Genomic DNA, 17,719 nt, shown 5'->3' with positions numbered 1-17,719 from the left:
GCCGCGCCCCCGGCCGGGGACGCTCCGCCACCCAACGAAGCACCGGGAGCGGTGGGTCGGCAATGCGCTGCGCACCGCTCCACGGGGTGGTTGTTCCTACGTCCGACGTGGTCAGACGTCGATGCTGTCCTTCGGAGCGCCTTCGCTCCGGTTCTGCGCCGCCTCGGCCGCCGCCTGCTTCCTGGAGGCCCGCAGGCTGGTGATCGTGGTGACGATCAGAACCGCGCAGATGACGCCGAGCGAGACCGGGATGCTGATCTCCGGGACGTGGACGCCGGACTCGTGCAGGGCGTGCAGCACGAGCTTGACGCCGATGAAGCCGAGGATGATCGACAGGCCGTAGGAGAGGTGGACCAGCTTCTTCAGCAGTCCGCCGATGAGGAAGTACAGCTGCCGCAGGCCCATCAGCGCGAAGGCGTTGGCCGTGAAGACGATGTACGGGTCCTGCGTCAGGCCGAAGATCGCGGGGATGGAGTCCAGTGCGAACAGGACGTCGGTCGTACCGATCGCAAGCATCACGACCAGCATCGGGGTCATGACCCGCTTGCCGTTCTGCTGGATCCACAGCTTGGTGCCGTGGTAGCGGTCGGCCACACCGAACCTGCGCTCCGCGGCCTTGAGCAGCTTGTTCTCCTCGAACTCCTCTTCCTCCTCGTCGGCCCGGGCCTCCTGGATCAGCTTCCAGGCGGTCCAGATCAGGAACGCACCGAAGAGGAAGAACACCCACGAGAAGCTGGCGAGGATCGCGGCGCCCGCGGCGATGAACATGGCCCGCAGGACCAGGGCTATGAGGACGCCGACGAGCAGCACCCGCTGCTGGTACTGCGAGGGCACGGCGAACTTCGCCATGATCAGGACGAAGACGAAGAGGTTGTCGACGCTCAGCGACTTCTCGGTGATGAAGCCCGCGAAGAACTCGCCGCCGGCCTGGCCGCCGCCGAAGACGAGCAGGCCGAGACCGAAGAGTCCGGCCAGGGCGATCCAGACGACAGTCCAGATTCCGGCTTCCTTGACGGATACGTCATGCGGCTTGCGGCCGATGAAGAAGTCGACCGCGATCAGGGCGGCCAGACCCAAGATGGTGAGGACCCAAAGGGTCACGGATACATCCACTGCGCCTCCGGTTCGTGAATGGCAAAGGGTCAGCGTCGTCGCTGCCGGAGGTCTCTTCCACCCGAGACGGGCCGACGCCCCGGGATCCAGTCGGATCCGTATTGACGGGTACGCCGCAGCAGATAGGGAGTACTCCCCTCCGTGAGGAAAACAGTACCCCAATCACCAAGGAAAGGTAAAGCGATTGGCAAAAGAAAGACCAAGTTGCCTGGTCAGAGGACTTTACATACGCTTGGTATAAGCGATCGCGACCTGGTTGAGCACCTGCTGGAGCACCTGGCTGCCGACCGGCACGAGGCAGGGCTCGTACGTCCAGGCATGCCCCACCCACGGGTCGGCCAGGTGATCGTCCGGTACCGGTGTGAGTCGCATCAGTGAACGCCACAGCGGATCGAGCAACGGTCCGTAGGCGGCGGCGTCCTCGCGGTCGGCGACCAGCAGGAGATGGACACCGACGTCCGGGCCCTCGTCCGCGAGATAGCGCAGCTGGGTGACGGCCCGGTCGTCGAAACCGTGCGGGAACTCGTTGACGACAAGCAGCTGCCGCGAGGTGTCCAGACCGGGCGGCAGGGCGTCGGCCGCGCCGCCGCGCAGGGCCATCTGCACCAGGTCGACACGCTCGGTCAGCCGCCCCAGCACCTCCGCCACACCGGTCGCACCTGCCGCGGGCGGCCGGGCCAGTACGCCGGCTCCCGTCAGCGGGGCGAGCGCGGAGGCCCCGGAACCGGCCGGATCGATGACCTGTACGCCGAACTCCCCGGCCGGATGCGCGGCCAGCAGCCGGGTCGCAAGCGCCACCGCCGTCTGCAGAGCGAGGTGCCGCAGCTCACCGGCGTCGGGAAAGTCACCGTCGGGAGTCGTGGTGAGGCCGCTGTCGATCCACAGGCCCCGCTCCAGCGGCAGCCGGACCAGCATCGGGATGCGCAGCGGGTCGCTCTCCGCAAGGTGCAGGTCGCCCAGTCGCACGGCCATCGGCGGCTCGGTCGGTACCCGGTAGGCGTGCCAGACGGGGTTGTCCCAGCGTGCGTACGCCGGTGGCAGGGCGGGCTCGACGACCTCGGACTCGGCGGTGAGCTGGGCGAGGTCGCGGTCGAGGACCGCCTGCGCCTGGTCGACCAGCTGGGCCTGCCGGGCGCGGGCCGTCTCGCGTGCGGTGTCTCCCGTCGAACCCAGGCGGCTGCGTGGGTCGGCGAGGACCTGGTCCAGTTCCTTCTCCATGCGTGACTCGGCGAAGTCGACGGCACTGCGGTACGCGGCGGTGGAGCGGGCCAGGTCCTCGAACATGCCCCAGACCTGGTTGTACAGCCGCTCGTCCAGGGACCAGCCGACCGCATCGCCCGCGACGGGCGGCACGGGCCCGTCGACCGGGGCGGGCGCCGCAGGGGCCGTGGACGGGGAGGCCTGGCGGCGCTTCGGATGCGTGTAGTCGATGGGACCGCCGGCGGACGTGGCCGCGTCGGCGGCAGCGGCAGCGGCAGCGGCAGCGGGTCCATCAGAGACCGGGGAGCGGCCGTCACCGGGCACCGGCTCCGGTCCGGCAGGCCCGCCATGTCCGGCAGGTCCGCCGGGTCCGCCAGGTCCGCCAGGTCCGCCAGGTCCGCCGGAAAGGATCGGCTGATCGCTGCCGTCGCCGGGGGCCTGAACGTCGTACGGGGACCCGGCGGCGGTGCCGGACGGGTCGGGGCCGGCGACGGAGCCGGCCGTACGGCGGGAGCGGTCGGTGTCCGTGGGCACCGGGACTGCCCGGGCCGCACCGCGCGCCACCGCTTCCTCGATCCCGCAGGCGAGTTCGGCGGCCTGGGGCAGGCCCTGGTCGGCGAGGAGCGCGGCGAGGCCCTCCGCATAGCCCTGGCCCACCGCACGGATTTTCCAGGCGCCTTGACGGCGGTAGAGCTCCAGGGCCACGACGGCCGACTCTGCATCCAGGCCGGCGAGGGTGTAGCCGGCCACCTCGGTGCCGTCGAGGCCGGTGACCGCGGCGCGCGGCGGGGCGACCGCGCCGAAGCGGAGCGGGCCGCCGGGGGCTGCGGGCAGGGCGATCAGGACGCTGACCCGGTGCACGGCCTCGGGCAGGGCGTCGAGGTCGACGGCGAGCCGGTGTTCGGCGGCCGCCTGCCGGGAGACCTCGATCCCGGGCAGGGTGGGTGCGCCCGGATGGGCCACCCGGTCGGCGTCCCGCACCCGGCCGCCGTCGTCGGCGAGGGTGGCCCCGGCCACGACGGGCACATCGGCCGAGATCCGGATCTCGATCCGGTTCCGCGAGAGTGGATGGTTCTGCCCACGCGCCAGCTCGGCCGCCATCGCCCATGTCCCCCTGTGTGTCGTGTCGTGCGCTGCGGGGCTACTCCTAGAGGACCGGCAGGATCGTGGGCACCAGGTCCTGGAAGGTGCGGCCCTTGGCCGGCACGCCCAGGGCCGTCAGCGTCCAGCCCGAGCCGGTCCGGTGCACCTTCGCCATGATCTGGGCGGTGTACTCGCCGCCGCCGTCGAGCGTGTAGCGGGCGAGTTCCTGGCCGTTGGTCTCGTCGACCAGCCGGCAGAAGGCGTTCTGCACTTCCTGGAAGGTCTGGCCGGTGAACGAGTTGACGGTGAACACGATCTGGTCGATGTGGACCGGGACGCGCGCGAGGTCGACGAGGATGGCCTCGTCGTCGCCGCCCTGACCCGCGCCGCCGACGACGTTGTCGCCCGTGTGCCGGACGGAGCCGTCGTCGCTCACCAGGTGGCGGAAGAACACGACGTCGACGGGCTGCTTGTCGGCGAACAGCACCGCCGAGGCGTCCAGGTCGATCTCACGGGTGCGCGAGCCGAACAGCCCGCGCCGGGGTGCCGCCTTCCAACCAAGACCCATGCGGACCGAGCTCAGGGAGCCGCCGTCCTTCTTCTCCAGGCTGATGGCCTGACCCTTGGTCATGTTGACGGTCACGGCTGCTGTCCCCTCGTCGGATGTCCCCGGTTGCCGCCTAGTGCGCGGTTGTCCAAAACCCTATGCAGCGCCACTGACAGTGCCGAACCCCGGCCCGCGGTTTGTGTCGGTGTTGCAACACTTCGCGCCCTTGCCGGGGTCCGGCGGCGGCTCGGGGTTCAGGCCAGGCCCGCCTCCCTCATCTGGCGCAGTTCCTTCTTCATCTCGGAGACCTCGTCACGCAGCCGGGCCGCGATCTCGAACTGCAGATCCGCGGCGGCGGCACGCATACGCTCCGTCATCTCCTCGATCTGCTCGGCGAGTTCGGCCGCCGGACGGTCGGTCGGCACCGTTTCCTTCGCCTTGCCCTTGGCCGCCTTGCCGGCCTTCGCGCCCTTGGCCGCCTTGTCGCCGAGGGCCGGAACGGGGGCCTTGGCTGCCTTGCCGTCCTTCTGCTTGCGGTAGCCCGAGCCGAGCAGCTGTTCGGTGTCCACCTCTTCGCGGGCGATCTGCGCGACGATGTCGTTGATCTTCTTGCGCAGCGGCTGCGGGTCGATGCCGTTGGCCGTGTTGTAGGCGACCTGCTTCTCCCGGCGGCGGTTGGTCTCGTCGATGGCCCGCGCCATCGCCGGGGTGATCTTGTCGGCGTACATATGGACCTGGCCGGAGACATTGCGCGCCGCGCGGCCGATGGTCTGGATCAGCGAGGTGCCGGAGCGCAGAAAGCCCTCCTTGTCGGCGTCGAGGATCGCCACCAGGGACACCTCGGGCAGGTCGAGGCCCTCACGCAGCAGGTTGATGCCGACCAGGACGTCGTACTCGCCGGAGCGCAGCTCGCGCAGCAGCTCGACACGGCGCAGGGTGTCGACGTCGCTGTGCAGATAGCGCACCTGGATGCCGAGTTCCAGGAAGTAGTCGGTGAGGTCCTCGGCCATCTTCTTGGTGAGCGTGGTGACCAGGACACGTTCGTCCTTCTCGGTGCGCTTGCGGATCTCGTGCACCAGGTCGTCGATCTGGCCCTCGGTGGGCTTGACGACGACCTCCGGGTCGATGAGGCCGGTGGGGCGGATGATCTGCTCGACGACGCCGTCCCCGCGGGACAGTTCGTAGGTGCCGGGGGTCGCCGACAGATACACGGCCTGCCCGATCCGCTCCTGGAACTCCTCCCACTTCAGGGGGCGGTTGTCCAGGGCGGAGGGCAGCCGGAAACCGTGGTCCACGAGGGTGCGCTTGCGGGAGGCGTCGCCCTCGTACATGGCGCCGATCTGCGGCACGGTGACATGCGACTCGTCGATGACGAGGAGGAAGTCGTCCGGGAAGTAGTCGAGCAGGGTGTTGGGCGGAGAGCCGGGCGAGCGGCCGTCGAAGTGCATCGAGTAGTTCTCCACGCCCGAGCAGGTGCCGATCTGGCGGAGCATCTCGATGTCGTACGTGGTGCGCATGCGCAGCCGCTGGGCCTCCAGGAGCTTGCTCTGCTTCTCCAGCTCCGCGAGGCGCTCCGCCAGCTCCTTCTCGATGTCGTTGACGGCCCGCTCCAGGCGCTCGGGACCCGCGATGTAGTGGGAGGCCGGGAACACGTACAGCTGCTGGTCGTCGCTGATGATCTCGCCGGTGAGCGGGTGCAGCGTGGACAGCGCCTCGATCTCGTCGCCGAACATCTCGATGCGGACGGCGAGCTCCTCGTAGACCGGGAAGATCTCGATGGTGTCGCCGCGGACGCGGAAGGTGCCGCGTGCGAACGCCACGTCGTTGCGCGTGTACTGGATGTCGACGAAACGGCGCAGCAGGAGGTCGCGGTCGATCTCGTCGCCGACCCGCAGCGGGACCATCCGGTCGACGTACTCCTGCGGTGTACCGAGGCCGTAGATGCAGGACACGGAGGCGACCACGATGACGTCACGGCGGGTGAGCAGCGAGTTGGTGGCGGAGTGGCGCAGTCGCTCGACCTCCTCGTTGATCGAGGAGTCCTTCTCGATGTAGGTGTCCGACTGCGGGACGTACGCCTCGGGCTGGTAGTAGTCGTAGTACGAGACGAAGTACTCGACCGCGTTGTTCGGGAGGAGCTCGCGGAACTCGTTGGCCAGCTGGGCGGCCAGCGTCTTGTTCGGCGCCATCACCAGGGTGGGGCGCTGGAGCTTCTCGATCATCCACGCGGTGGTGGCGGACTTGCCGGTGCCGGTCGCGCCGAGGAGGACGACGTCCTTCTCACCGGCCTCCACGCGCTTGGCCAGCTCGGCGATGGCCGCCGGCTGGTCGCCGCTGGGCTGGTACGGGCTGACGACCTCGAAGGGCGCCACCGTGCGTTCGATGTGGGAAACGGGCCGCATGGGTTCCACCGTACGACCCCGCACTGACAACCGGCTCTGATCAGCGATTCTGCGGAGTACGCGAGCTGTGGTGGCTCTGCTGGCGGCCGATGCGCAGCTGCGGGCGACGGCTCGAGTGGTGGGTGACCTCGCCGGCCGGGACACCCGGCTTGTGCTCCACACGCAGCCGGTCGGGCCTGCCGATGATCATCATGGGGTCGAACACCACGACGGCGGCGGCGAGGCAGAGGAAGGCCAGCGGGCCGATCAGCATGGGTGCGAGCAGGGAGGCGGGCGAGTCGCCGGGGAGCGCGCCACCGGTGTTGTGGAGGTGGACGCTCATGGCGGCCATACCGGTGTAATGCATACCGCTGACGGCGAGTCCCATGACGAGGCTCGCGCCGACGCTCCACAGGAAGCCGCGGATCTGCCCGGCCGCCCACAGGGCCGAGGTGGCGGCCACGACCCCTATCACCACCGACGCGCCCACGGTGAGCGTGTTGTACTCCAGAGTCCCGTTGAGGCGCAGGCCGGCCATGCCGAGGTAGTGCATCGAGGCGATGCCCAGGCCGGTGATCGTGCCGCCCGTGAAGAGCGCGGTTCCGGTGGCACCCCGGTAGCCGACGATGAAGATCCCGACACCCACCATGACGATGGCGAGGCCGAGGCTCGCAAAGGTGAGCGCCTTGTCGTAGTGGACCGGCGTCTCCTTGACGCTGAACCCCATCATGGCGATGAAGTGCATGGTCCATATGCCGGAGCCGATCGCGGCCGACCCCAGGGCAAGCCAGGCGGGCCGCCAGGACTGGACCACCAGCATCGCCCGGGTCGTGCAGCGCAGCCCCAGGGCACCGCCGAGGCAGGCCATCACATAGGCCACCAGCGGGGTGACGACCCCGTAGCTGAATCCGTCGACCGTGCCCTGCATACGTGGCTGCCCTTCACCCTTTGCGTCCCGGAATATTTGATATGCGCCCCCGTCCCAGGACCGCCCGGGCGGTCAGGGTTGACGCAGAGAGTATGACCCGCCCCGGAATGGTCGAACGATTTTCCGGCAAAGAAACACGGCCTTGCCGCAGTTGTGCGGCACCCGTGAGCGGACTTGGGTAACTCCATTCAATCTGTGGCCATCCGGTACCCGACCGCCGTTGACTCCCTGCTGTCACTCTTGTGCTGTCCGTATTCGCCCGACGTGAGGAGTACACATGCATGCGCGCGCCGTCGCCGCCACGACCACCGCGCTGCTGGGCACGGCCGCCCTGCTCAGTCCCGTGCCCGCCGCCCGGGCCGGCGACGCGCGCGAGCCCACGGTGCTCGCCCACCGGGGCGCCTCCGCCTACGCGCCCGAGAACACGCTGGCCGCCGTCGACAAGGCGGCCGTGCTGGGCTTCACCTGGGTCGAGAACGACGTCCAGCGCACCAAGGACGGCCGGCTGGTCGTCCTTCACGACGACAGCCTCGCGCGCACCACCAACGCCGAACAGGTCTTCCCCGGCCGGGCGCCCTGGAAGGTGAAGGACTTCACCGCCGCGGAGATCGCCCGGCTGGACGCGGGCAGCTGGTTCTCACCCTCGTACACAGGCACGCGCGTGCCCACGCTGGCGCAATACATGCGCAGGATCGAGCGCAACCACGAGAAACTGCTCCTGGAGATCAAGAACCCGGAGCTGTACCCGGGCATCGAGCAGCAGATCGTCAGGCTGCTGGGAAACGAGGGCTGGCTGGACGGCCCGCACCTCGGCCGGATCGTCGTGCAGAGCTTCAGCGCGGACAGCCTGCGCATCGTGCACGGTCTCAGGCCCGACGTGACGACCGGCTACCTCGGCACACCGCCCGTGACGTCCCTGGACGGGTACGCGCGCTTCACGGACCTGATCAACCCGTCGGTGGGGTCGATCTCCGCCGGCTACGTGGCTTCCGTGCATTCGTTCGACGGCCCGCACGGCAGGCCGCTGCGTGTCTTCACCTGGACGGTGAACGACGCGGCCACCACCTGGAAGGCCGTCGGCTACGGCGTCGACGGGATCATCACCAACAAGCCGGACGTGGTACGGGCCGCGCTGCGCGCGAACTGAGCGGGGCCGGGCGGGACCGCGTTGTCAGTGGCGGGTCGTACGGTGGGTCGCATGGACAGCGAAGGGCAGTACGGGCAGCGGGTGGTCTGGGCCCTCGTGAAGACCGACATCGGTCCGCTGCTGCTGGCGGCGACCCGCGAGGGCCTGGTCACCGTGGTCTTCCATGCCACGGACGCGGTGCGGGAGCGGAGTCTGGAGCGGCTGGCGGCCCGGCTGGGCACCGAGCCCGTCGAGGATGCCGCCGCGCCGGTGCTGGCCGAGGCGATACGCCAGTTGCGGGCGTACTTCGCGGGCGAGCGGAAGGGCTTCGACCTGCCGCTGGACTGGTCGCTGATCTCCGGCTTCAACCGGCAGGTGCTGCGCGAACTGGCCGTCGGTGTCCCTTACGGCAGTGTGGTCGGATACGGCGATCTGGCCGGGCGGGTCGGGCAGCCCGGCGGGGCGCAGGCTGTGGGCGCGGCGATGGGGGCCAATCCGCTGCCGGTCGTCGTGCCGTGTCACCGGGTGGTGGAGAGCGACGGCGGCATCGGCGGGTTCGGCGGCGGTCTGGAGACCAAGCGGAGGCTGCTCGCCCTGGAGGGCGTCCTGCCCGAGCCGCTGTTCTGAGGCGCCCCGGCGGGAGCGGCGGTCAGTCGTAGTGCCGGGCCTCGACGACATTGCCGTCCGGGTCGCGGAAGTAGAAGTTGCGCGGGGCCTTCCCGCGGGCGCCGAAGGAGTCGTGGCCGATGTCGGTCATGGGGACGGCATGCTCGGCGAGGCGGGCGCGCAGGGCGTCGAACGCGTCGGACGCCAGGCACAGACAGATGTGGTTCACCGGGTGGCCCGCGCTGTCGGCGGCGCCGGGGAGCGCCGGCATGCGTGCGGCGAGGGTGTGCGGCGCGAGGTCGAGGATCGTCTCCTCGTCGACGCGTACGGAGGGGAAGGACACCTCTCCCGCGGTGAACTCGACGACCCGCAGCGGCTCCAGGCCGAGCATCCGCTCGTAGAAGCCGGCCGCGGCGACCGGATCCGCGACCCAGAGGACGACATGGTCCAGACGTGCCATGTGATGCGTCATGCGGCCCAGGCTGGTGGCGTCCGGCACAGGCCGCAAGCGTTTAGCCGGGTGTGCCGCCCGCCAGAGATGAGGGAAGACCGACGGACAGGAGGCAGGCGCGTGGTGCTGGTGATGTCGGAAGAGGTCCGTGAGGCGCTCGGCGCGGGCCGTGCGGTGGTGGCCCTGGAGTCCACGATCATCGCGCACGGGCTGCCGCGCCCGCGCAACCTCCAGGTGGCGCTGGAGCTGGAAGAGGCGGTACGGCACGAGGGTGCCGTACCCGCGACCATCGCCGTGCTGGACGGGCGGCCCCATGTCGGCCTGGCCAAGGACCAGTTGGAGCGGGTCGCCAACGAGGACGGGATCCGCAAGCTGGGCCACCGCGACCTCCCGCTCGCCGTGGCGACGGGGGCGAGCGGGGCGACCACCGTGTCGGCGACGGCACAGCTGGCGGCGCTGGCCGGCATCCGGGTGTTCGCGACGGGCGGTCTCGGCGGGGTGCACCGGGAGTGGACGGTGACCCAGGACGAGTCCGCCGATCTCGGTCTGCTGGCGCGCACCCGGATCACAGTGGTGTGCGCGGGCGTCAAGTCGATCCTGGACGTGCCGGCGACCCTGCAGCGGCTGGAGACCCTGGGGGTGGCGGTGGCCGGTTACGGCACGGACCGCTTCCCCGGCTTCTATCTGTCCGACTCCGGGTACCCCGTCGACTGGACGCTGGAGACCCCGGCGCAGGTCGCGGAGGTCATGCGGGCACAGGACGCGCTCGACGCGGCGGACACGTCGCTGATCGTCGCGAATCCGGTCCCGGAGGCGGAGCAGCTCGATCCCGTGCTGCACGCGCGTGTGCTCGCCGACGCGCTGCGCGCGTGCGACGCGGAGGGGATCACCGGTCAGGCGGTCACGCCGTTCCTGCTCGGCTATCTGGTCCGGCACACGGACGGTGCCTCGCTGGAGGCCAACCTGGCGGCCGTACGCGGCAACGTACGGCTGGCGGCGGGGATCGCGTCGGCGTGGGCCAAGGGGTGAGGGCAGCCGGAGAGGGTGCGCTGCTGGTCGTCGGGGACGTCGTCACCGATGTCGTCGCGCGCCACCGGGGTCCGCTCGCCACCGGCACGGACACGGCCGCCGTGATCCGGACCGTGCCCGGCGGGGCGGGCGCGAACGTGGCCTGCTGGGCCGCCCGTACGGGCTGTGCGGACGTCCGGCTGCTGGGCCGGGTCGGTGCGGACGCGGCCGCGTGGCACGAGCGGGAGCTGCTCGCGGCCGGGGTGCGGCCACGGCTCGTGGTGGACCCCGAGGCGGCGACGGGGACGGTCATCTGCCTGGTCGACAACGGCGACTCGGCCGAGCGCACCTTTCTCACGGACAGCGGGGCGGCACTGCGGCTGGAGCCCGCCGACTGGTCGGACGCGCTGCTCGACGGGGTCGCCCGGCTGCATCTGTCGGGTTATCTGCTGTTCTCCGAGCCGGGCCGGGCGCTGGTGGCGGTGGCCCTGGCGTCGGCACGCGCGCGTGGCGTGCCGGTGAGCCTGGATCCGGCGTCGGCCGGGTTCCTCGTGACGCTGGGCGTGGACCGCTTCCTGGCTCTCGTCGAGGGCGTGGACGTCCTGCTGCCGAGCCGGGACGAGGCCTGTCTGCTGACGGGGCTGCCCGATCCGGCGGACGCGGCGGCCGAGTTGAGCCGCCGTGTGCCGATGGTGGTGGCCAAGGCGGGGGCGGACGGTGCGCTGGTCGCCGAGGCGGGCGGCGTCCTCGCGCGGGTTCCGGCCGAACCGGCGACGCCCCGGGACACCACGGGCGCCGGTGACGCCTTCACCGGGGCGTTTCTCGCCGCGCTGGTCGCCGGCGCGGGTCCCGGGGAAGCGGCGGCGCAGGGCTGCCGGGCGGGCGCGAGGGCAGTGGAACGTGTGGGCGCCAGACCTCCCGTCCACGGCTGACACGGCACCGCGACCGGAATCGGCGGGCAGGCGCCGTTGCCCGGCGGGTCTACTCCTTGCGGCCCCATACAGAGATCATCGGGGCCGTGGCGAGGTCCATGGTGCCTTCCGCCACGTTGGCGAGGTGCTGGTCGATCTCCTCGTCGGTGGCCAGACCCGCGCTGACGAGCCGGCCGCGGATCTGCCGGACCGTGGCGGACTCCAGGGCGGTGCAGGCGGGCGAGGCGACGGGGAAGTAGGCGTCGGCCTCCACGTGGTGCAGCCCGGCCTCGCGCAGCAGCCGCGGGAGTTTGCGGCCGTACGACAGATCGGCGCCGCGTTCGGCGAGGAGCTTGCGGAAAGCCTGGCGCAGGCGGTTGGCGAGCCGCTGCTCGGGGCCGTACTCGTAGGGGGAGGTCAGAGGCTGGAGGGCGGGGTCGGCGTCCTCGACCAGCAGCCGTCCGCCGGGGCGCAGGGCCTTGAACATGGAGCGCAACGCCCGTTCCCGGTCCGGGACATGGACCAGGACGAGCCGGGCGTGCACCAGGTCGAAGCCCTCCCCCGGCGGTTCCTCGGCGCCGACGTCGTGGGTGCGGACCTCGACCGGTGCGTGGGCGGCCGTGGCGAGCAGCGAGGTGTCGATGTCGGTGGCGACGACCTGGCCGGTCGGTCCGACCTTCTCGGCCAGCCAGGACACCACCGAGGTGCCGCCGGCCCCGACCTCCCAGCAGCGCCAGCCCGGTCCGAGACCGAACGCCTCGAGGTGCCGGAAGGTGGTGGGGTCGAAGAGGGCGGCGAAGGCGTCGAAGCGCTGTCCGGCCTCGCTCTGGCGGTTGTCGAGGAGATATCCGTCGGCTTGTGTCATGAAGCGATCATCCCAGTTGCCCGAGTTGTCCGGGACGGTCGGCCTTCCGGTCCGATCGAGGTTCGAGGATGGCGGGAGTGCGGCCGCCGGACACGGGGAACTCGTGGCCGGCCGGTGCGCGGAGGGGAACAAGCCTCGCGAGGCCGGGTTGTCCACAGGCGGGAACCAACCGGAACCTGCTGCTCCCACAGGCTTACCCGTGTCTCACGCCGGGCTGGCAGACTTGCTCGGCAGAGCGCGGAAGCGTTGCGCGAAGGGTTCCATGCAAGGAGATCCGGATGACGATGGCAGGGAATCTGCGGAAGGTCACAGAGCTGGGCAGGGTCGGCGGTCTGCGCAAGGTGGCGCGGCTGGCCCGGCGGCGGCCCCGCGTCGACCTGAACCATCACGCGCGGTCGCCGCTGGGCTCCTCGGTGGTCAACTGCGTGACGTACGAGGAGGGTGTGCGGGTCCCGGAGTGCAGCGATCTGTACTCCGCCGTGGAGCGTGTGCGCAAGAAGGGCGAGGGGTTCGTCTGGCTGGGGCTGCACGAGCCGACGGACAGCGAGTTCGCGGGCATCGCCGAGCTGTTCGACCTGCACCCGCTGGCCGTGGAGGACGCGGTCGAGGCCCATCAGCGCCCCAAGGTGGAGCGGTACGGCGAGACGCTGTTCGCGGTGTTCAAGACCGTGTGTTACGTCGAGCACGAGAAGCTGACGGCCACCAGCGAGGTGGTGAACACCGGTGAGATCATGGTGTTCGTCGGCGAGGAGTTCGTGATCACGGTACGGCACGGCCGGCACGGCTCGCTGGGGCCGCTGCGCGAGGAGCTGGAGGCGACGCCGAGCCAGCTCGCCAAGGGGCCGGCGGCGGTGCTGCATGCGCTCGCGGACCATGTGGTCGACGACTATCTGAACGTCACGGACGCGGTGCAGGCCGACATCGACCAGGTCGAGGCTGACGTGTTCGCGGAGAACGGGGCGCGGGCGGATCCGGGGCGGATCTACCAGATGAAGCGTGAACTCCTGGAGCTGAAGCGGGCGGTGGTGCCGCTGGGCAGGCCCATGGAGGAGCTGACCACTCGGCCGATACGGGTGATCGCCCCGGAGATACAGGCCTACTTCCGGGACGTGCTCGACCATCTGATGCGGGCCAAGGAGCAGATCGCGTCCTTCGACGAACTGCTCAACTCCATTCTCCAGGCGCATCTTGCGCAGGTGACGGTCGCCCAGAACGAGGACATGCGGAAGATCACGGCCTGGGCCGCGGTGATCGCCGTGCCGACGATGGTGTGCGGGGTGTACGGCATGAACTTCGATCACATGCCGGAGCTGCACTGGCGGTTCGGCTATCCGCTCGTCATCGGCGTCATATCCCTGGCCTGTCTGGTGCTGTACCGGGGCTTCCGGCGCAACGGCTGGCTCTGAGCCCCACACCCGGCAGCACCGAGGACCACGACCCCCACGGCCCTCACAAGCGCGGTTTGCCGGATCGACCGCCGAGCGCAGATCGCCGGGCCTGCCGCGGGTGGCTCAGCCGCTCCATGCCGGATGCCGCGGGTCGTCGGCGCGGACCAGGACGTCGGCCGTGCCGGCGGGGTCGCTCTCGGCTTCGTAGCGCTCGAAGGCGGGGAGGGTCCAGTGCTCGGATTCGGGGGTACGGCGGCGCAGGGCGCCGGGAGACAGCAGGAGGTGGACGCTCAGGTCGAACGGGAACCAGTGCCGCAGCAGAAGCGGTCCGTGCAGCAGCAGGAGGCCACCGAGCGGGAGTTGGACGTAGGGGCTGCGGGTGGCTCGGTCGGTGGCCGGGTCCCACAGGTCGGGCAGGACACGTCCGGTCCCGCCGGGGTCGAGCGGGCCGAAGACCTCCCGCCACAGGGCGTTGGTGTCGAACCAGCCGCCGTAGTACGACTCCGCGTCGCGGCGACCGTGCTCCAGACGCAGCGAGGCGGGGCGCAGAAAGCCCTCGGCGGCCACGACGAGCGAAGGCCGGCCCCGCAGACGCAACGCCTCCGCTACGCGTTCCGCGAGGTCGCCGGGCCGGGCGGCCGGGGCACCGTCGAGGGCCACACGCGGCCAGGCGCCCCCGTCGGCGGGCTTCAGCTCGGCCAGCCGCTCGGCAAGGCGCTCGGCGAGCCGGTCCCAGGTGATCGCTTCGAGTCGCACGAGGTCATGATGCCGCGTGGGCGGGGCTGCGGAGGGGGCGGGGCCGGGGCACCCCGGCGAGGTGCCTCAAGATGCCCGCTGTCCTGAGCCGCGGCCATGGCCGACGGCGACCGGGTCGTGCTCCCGCTCCCGGCCGAACCGCCGGTCGTGCGCCCGGCGCCTTGCGGACGTGGGATACCTCCTCCGGAAGGGGAAAGAACCGCATATGACGCGCCTCGCAACTCCCCCTCACCAGGGTGGACTTCTGGTTGTGCAGCCCCTTCGGCACAAGCGGTGTGCGGCCTGTCGGCGGGGGCCGTTGTCGTTGCTGGTGCTGGAGGACGGGGCGCCGCGGTGTCTGGAGTGCGCCGATCTCGGGCATCTGGTGTTCCTGCCGCGCGGGGACACCGCGCTGACCCGGCGGTCGCGGGAGGAGAGCACGCTGTCGGCGGTGGTGGTGCGGTTCAACCGGCGCAGAAGCCGGTACGAGCGGCAGGGCGTCCTCGTCGAGGAGGCCGCGCTGGCCCGGGCCGAGGCGCGGTGTCTGGCCGATGCCGAGGCACGGCGGCGGCGCCGGGCGCGGGACGCGAAACGGCGGGCGGCGGAGGATGTGCGGTTCACGGACGCCTTCGCGGCAGAGATCCTGCGCCTGTTCCCGGGCTGCCCGGTGGAGCGGGCCCGGGCGATCGCGACGCACGCCTCGCTGCGGGGCAGCGGGCGGGTGGGGCGGACCGCGGCCGGGCGGGCGCTGACGGAGGGGGCGGTGGTCTCGGCGGCGGTGGCGGGGGTACGGCATGTGGACACGCCGTACGACCAGCTGCTGATGAGCGGGGTGCCACGGTACGAGGCGCGGCGGCGGATCGCGAGGACGGTGGAGGCGGTACTGCGGGAGTGGGAGGCCGGGGTGGAGATCCGCCTGACCGGCTGACGCCGGGCAGAACAGCTGACCGGTGGAGGCCCGGCAGGGCAGCCGGCCTGTGGAGACCGGGCAGGGCAGGTAGGAGGCAGGGCGGGCGTGGGCATTGACTTGAGTGGCGGAGGTGTCCGAGGCGAGGGGCGAGAGTGAGTGTGGTGATCGTGATCGACGGGCCGTATTACGTACTGGTCCTGCTGGGGGTACTGGGGGCCGGGCTGGTGGCGGGGGTGTTCTGCGGGTTCTCGACGTTCGTGATGCGCGGGCTGGCCGCGCTGCCGCCGGCGCAGGGGGTCGCCGCGATGAACGCGATCAACCGGGCCGCGGTGACGCCCGCGTTCATGCTGGTGTTCGCCGGGTCGGCGGTGCTGTGCGCGATGATCGCGGTGGTGACGTTCGTGGTGTGGCCGGACGACGGGAAGACGGAGCTGCTGCTGGGCAGCGCGCTGTATCTGTTCGGTTCGTTCGGGCTGACCCTGGTGGCGAACGTGCCCCGGAACGAGGCGCTGGCCGGGCTGGAGCCGGGCACCCCGGAGGCCGCCTCCTACTGGCCGGCGTATGTACGTGAGTGGACGCGGTGGAACCACGTGCGCACCCTCGCGTCGGCCGCGGCGGCTGTCGTCTATGTACTGGCCCTGTCCTGAGGGAGGCACGGGAGAAAACTGACACCCGTCTGACACCCGACTGGCCTCCGGCTGGCCTCTGCCTGGCTCCCGGCTGGCTCCCGGCTGGCGATCGCCTGAGGAAACCCCGGCAGAAGGCGCTGCCGGCCACTCTGCGGGCGCATCCGAGCGGACGTATCGTGGCCGAAAGAGCACCGCCCGATGACGCACGGCCTGGGGCAAACGCACACGAGGAAGTCGACCATGGCCGATCCCAAGGGTTTCATGACCACGCCGCGGGAGGAGTGGCCGCGGCGGCCGGTCGAGGAGCGGGTCCGGGACTGGGACGAGGTGTACGTCCCCGGGGCGCTGCTGCCCATCATCAGCAAGCAGGCGGACCGCTGCATGGACTGCGGGGTGCCGTTCTGCCACGACGCGTGCCCGCTGGGCAACCTGATCCCCGAATGGAACGACCTGGTGTCGCGGGAGGACTGGCGGGCGGCGGGCGACCGGCTGCACGCGACGAACAACTTCCCCGAGTTCACGGGGAGGTTGTGTCCGGCGCCGTGCGAGGCGGGGTGCGTGCTCGCGATCAACCAGCCGGCCGTCACGATCAAGAACGTCGAGTGCGCCATCGCCGACCGGGCCTGGGCGGAGGGGTTCGCCTCGCCGCGGCCCCCGGAACGACTGTCCGGGCGGACCGTGGCGGTGATCGGGTCCGGTCCGACCGGGCTCGCGGCGGCGCAGCAGCTGACCCGGGCCGGTCACACCGTCGCCGTGTACGAGAAGGACGACCGGCTGGGCGGGCTGATGCGCTACGGCATCCCCAGTTTCAAGATGGAGAAGCACCATCTGGAGCGGCGGCTGGGGCAGATGCGGGCCGAGGGGACGAAGTTCCGTACGTCGGTGGCGGTGGGGCGGGACATCGGGGCGGCGGAGCTGCGGGCGCGGTACGACGCGGTGGTGATCGCGACCGGGGCGACGGCGTGGCGGGAACTTCCGGTGCCGGGCCGGGAGTTGGACGGGATACACCAGGCGATGGAGTACCTGCCGCTGTCCAACCGGGTGGGCGAGGGGGATCTGGCTCGGTCGCCGATGTCGGCGGCCGGCAGGCATGTGGTGATCGTGGGCGGGGGTGACACGGGGGCGGACTGTCTGGGGACGGCGGTGCGGGAGCGGGCCGCGTCGGTGACCCAGCTGGACATCTACGCGCAGCCGGGGGCGGAGCGGGACGAGGACGTCGAGCCGTGGCCGACGTATCCGAAGATCTACCGGCTGTCGGCGGCGCACGAGGAGGCGCGGGACCTGCAGACGGCGCCCGATGCGCACGCGGACGCGCGGTTGTTCGCGGCGTCGACGCTCCGCTTCACCGGCGACGCGAGCGGGCATGTGCGGTCGCTGCACCTGACGGAGGTGGACGCGGCGCGGCAGCCGGTGCACGGGACCGGTCGCACGCTGCCCGCCGACATGGTGCTCCTCGCGCTCGGTTTCTCGGGACCCGACCGGGAGGACGGGCTCATCGACCAGCTGGGGGTGGCGATGGAGCCGCGCGGGACGATCGCCCGGGACGCGGAGTTCACCACGAACGTGCCCGGTGTGTTCGCCGCCGGGGACGCGGCGCGCGGGCAGTCGCTGATCGTCTGGGCGATCGCGGAGGGGCGGGCGGTGGCGGCGGCCGTCGACCGCTACCTGACGGGGAGTTCGCAGCTGCCGGCGCCGATATCGCCGTACGACCGGCCGATGTCCGTGTAGATGAAGGGCTGGATGCGGGACGACCGCCGTAGGACGGGCGGGTTCTCGGTCCTGTGGAGGAGGCGGAAGTACTGCCGGAGGAGGAGCGCTGAGGCATGCTCTCCGCCCGG

16 protein-coding genes are annotated in these 17,719 nt (G+C 71.0%); 8 read left to right on the top strand and 8 right to left on the bottom strand.

What is annotated here, in order from left to right; all coding sequences use genetic code 11:
* Positions 1 to 111 precede the first annotated feature (111 nt).
* The 5 genes from ACFWXC_RS22545 to ACFWXC_RS22525 form a co-directional block, all read right to left on the bottom strand.
* Entirely contained in the window at positions 112 to 1,113 is a 1,002-nt protein-coding gene (locus tag ACFWXC_RS22545) for a TerC family protein (protein WP_384481234.1), read from the bottom strand.
* A gap of 222 nt (positions 1,114 to 1,335) precedes the next feature.
* Complete coding sequence (locus tag ACFWXC_RS22540; protein ID WP_384481232.1) at positions 1,336 to 3,414, bottom strand: TerD family protein; 2,079 nt, start codon at positions 3,412 to 3,414, stop codon at positions 1,336 to 1,338.
* Positions 3,415 to 3,460: 46 nt separating this feature from the next.
* Positions 3,461 to 4,039, bottom strand: a complete 579-nt coding sequence (locus ACFWXC_RS22535; RefSeq protein ID WP_384481230.1) for a TerD family protein — start codon at positions 4,037 to 4,039, stop codon at positions 3,461 to 3,463.
* A gap of 158 nt (positions 4,040 to 4,197) precedes the next feature.
* Positions 4,198 to 6,345, bottom strand: coding sequence for an excinuclease ABC subunit UvrB (gene uvrB, locus ACFWXC_RS22530; protein WP_384481228.1), 2,148 nt, complete (start codon positions 6,343 to 6,345; stop codon positions 4,198 to 4,200).
* 40 nt (positions 6,346 to 6,385) lie between these two features.
* Positions 6,386 to 7,252: an MHYT domain-containing protein gene (locus tag ACFWXC_RS22525; protein WP_384481226.1), complete on the bottom strand. Its 867-nt coding sequence runs from the start codon at positions 7,250 to 7,252 to the stop codon at positions 6,386 to 6,388.
* Positions 7,253 to 7,529: 277 nt separating this feature from the next.
* Between ACFWXC_RS22525 and ACFWXC_RS22520 the strand changes: the two genes are divergently transcribed.
* Positions 7,530 to 8,399, top strand: coding sequence for a glycerophosphodiester phosphodiesterase (locus ACFWXC_RS22520; RefSeq protein ID WP_384481225.1), 870 nt, complete (start codon positions 7,530 to 7,532; stop codon positions 8,397 to 8,399).
* 51 nt (positions 8,400 to 8,450) lie between these two features.
* The gene (locus ACFWXC_RS22515; RefSeq protein ID WP_384481223.1) at positions 8,451 to 9,005 is read left to right on the top strand and encodes a methylated-DNA--[protein]-cysteine S-methyltransferase; all 555 of its coding nucleotides are present in this window, start codon (positions 8,451 to 8,453) and stop codon (positions 9,003 to 9,005) included.
* Between the two features lie 22 nt (positions 9,006 to 9,027).
* Here the strand turns inward: ACFWXC_RS22515 and ACFWXC_RS22510 are convergent, their stop codons facing one another.
* Positions 9,028 to 9,456, bottom strand: a complete 429-nt coding sequence (locus ACFWXC_RS22510) for a VOC family protein (RefSeq protein ID WP_384481221.1) — start codon at positions 9,454 to 9,456, stop codon at positions 9,028 to 9,030.
* A 102-nt stretch (positions 9,457 to 9,558) separates the two neighbouring features.
* On the opposite strand from ACFWXC_RS22510, the gene ACFWXC_RS22505 reads away from it, so the two are divergent.
* A complete protein-coding gene (locus tag ACFWXC_RS22505) occupies positions 9,559 to 10,464 on the top strand; it encodes a pseudouridine-5'-phosphate glycosidase (protein ID WP_384481259.1) in 906 nt (301 codons plus the stop codon).
* The gene (locus ACFWXC_RS22500; protein ID WP_384481219.1) at positions 10,461 to 11,375 is read left to right on the top strand and encodes a carbohydrate kinase family protein; all 915 of its coding nucleotides are present in this window, start codon (positions 10,461 to 10,463) and stop codon (positions 11,373 to 11,375) included. Before ACFWXC_RS22505 ends, ACFWXC_RS22500 begins: the two co-directional genes overlap by 4 nt.
* 49 nt (positions 11,376 to 11,424) lie before the next feature.
* On the opposite strand, the gene ACFWXC_RS22495 is transcribed toward ACFWXC_RS22500, so the two are convergent.
* Complete coding sequence (locus ACFWXC_RS22495) at positions 11,425 to 12,219, bottom strand: methyltransferase (RefSeq protein ID WP_384481217.1); 795 nt, start codon at positions 12,217 to 12,219, stop codon at positions 11,425 to 11,427.
* Between the two features lie 278 nt (positions 12,220 to 12,497).
* On the opposite strand from ACFWXC_RS22495, the gene corA reads away from it, so the two are divergent.
* Positions 12,498 to 13,625, top strand: a complete 1,128-nt coding sequence (corA, locus tag ACFWXC_RS22490) for a magnesium/cobalt transporter CorA (protein ID WP_384481215.1) — start codon at positions 12,498 to 12,500, stop codon at positions 13,623 to 13,625.
* 105 nt (positions 13,626 to 13,730) lie between these two features.
* On the opposite strand, the gene ACFWXC_RS22485 is transcribed toward corA, so the two are convergent.
* Positions 13,731 to 14,363 carry a uridine kinase gene (locus ACFWXC_RS22485; RefSeq protein ID WP_384481213.1) on the bottom strand — a complete coding sequence of 211 codons (633 nt, stop codon included), beginning with the start codon at positions 14,361 to 14,363 and terminating at the stop codon, positions 13,731 to 13,733.
* Between the two features lie 205 nt (positions 14,364 to 14,568).
* On the opposite strand from ACFWXC_RS22485, the gene ACFWXC_RS22480 reads away from it, so the two are divergent.
* The 3 genes from ACFWXC_RS22480 (at position 14,569) to ACFWXC_RS22470 (ending at position 17,609) form a co-directional block, all read left to right on the top strand.
* Positions 14,569 to 15,270 (top strand): DUF2293 domain-containing protein, encoded by a 702-nt coding sequence (locus tag ACFWXC_RS22480; protein WP_384481211.1) that lies wholly within the window; start codon positions 14,569 to 14,571, stop codon positions 15,268 to 15,270.
* Positions 15,271 to 15,419: 149 nt separating this feature from the next.
* Positions 15,420 to 15,899, top strand: coding sequence for a DUF1772 domain-containing protein (locus ACFWXC_RS22475; protein WP_384481257.1), 480 nt, complete (start codon positions 15,420 to 15,422; stop codon positions 15,897 to 15,899).
* 222 nt (positions 15,900 to 16,121) lie between these two features.
* On the top strand, positions 16,122 to 17,609 hold the full coding sequence (locus ACFWXC_RS22470) for a glutamate synthase subunit beta (protein WP_384481209.1): 1,488 nt from the start codon (positions 16,122 to 16,124) through the stop codon (positions 17,607 to 17,609).
* Positions 17,610 to 17,719 lie beyond the last annotated feature (110 nt).

Source organism: Streptomyces sp. NPDC058683, assembly GCF_042716195.1.
Lineage (GTDB): Bacteria > Actinomycetota > Actinomycetes > Streptomycetales > Streptomycetaceae > Streptomyces.
This window is presented reverse-complemented; position numbering and strand designations above follow the sequence as displayed.

Excerpts from the sequence above, each read along its gene's own strand:
- corA (WP_384481215.1), top strand. The coding sequence starts at position 12,498 with ATGACGATGGCAGGGAATCTGCGGAAGGTCACAGAGCTGGGCAGGGTC.
- ACFWXC_RS22515 (WP_384481223.1), top strand. The coding sequence starts at position 8,451 with ATGGACAGCGAAGGGCAGTACGGGCAGCGGGTGGTCTGGGCCCTCGTG.
- ACFWXC_RS22495 (WP_384481217.1), bottom strand. The coding sequence starts at position 12,219 with ATGACACAAGCCGACGGATATCTCCTCGACAACCGCCAGAGCGAGGCC.
- ACFWXC_RS22520 (WP_384481225.1), top strand. The coding sequence starts at position 7,530 with ATGCATGCGCGCGCCGTCGCCGCCACGACCACCGCGCTGCTGGGCACG.
- uvrB (WP_384481228.1), bottom strand. The coding sequence starts at position 6,345 with ATGCGGCCCGTTTCCCACATCGAACGCACGGTGGCGCCCTTCGAGGTC.
- ACFWXC_RS22510 (WP_384481221.1), bottom strand. The coding sequence starts at position 9,456 with ATGACGCATCACATGGCACGTCTGGACCATGTCGTCCTCTGGGTCGCG.
- ACFWXC_RS22540 (WP_384481232.1), bottom strand. The coding sequence starts at position 3,414 with ATGGCGGCCGAGCTGGCGCGTGGGCAGAACCATCCACTCTCGCGGAAC.
- ACFWXC_RS22480 (WP_384481211.1), top strand. The coding sequence starts at position 14,569 with ATGACGCGCCTCGCAACTCCCCCTCACCAGGGTGGACTTCTGGTTGTG.
- ACFWXC_RS22470 (WP_384481209.1), top strand. The coding sequence starts at position 16,122 with ATGGCCGATCCCAAGGGTTTCATGACCACGCCGCGGGAGGAGTGGCCG.
- ACFWXC_RS22525 (WP_384481226.1), bottom strand. The coding sequence starts at position 7,252 with ATGCAGGGCACGGTCGACGGATTCAGCTACGGGGTCGTCACCCCGCTG.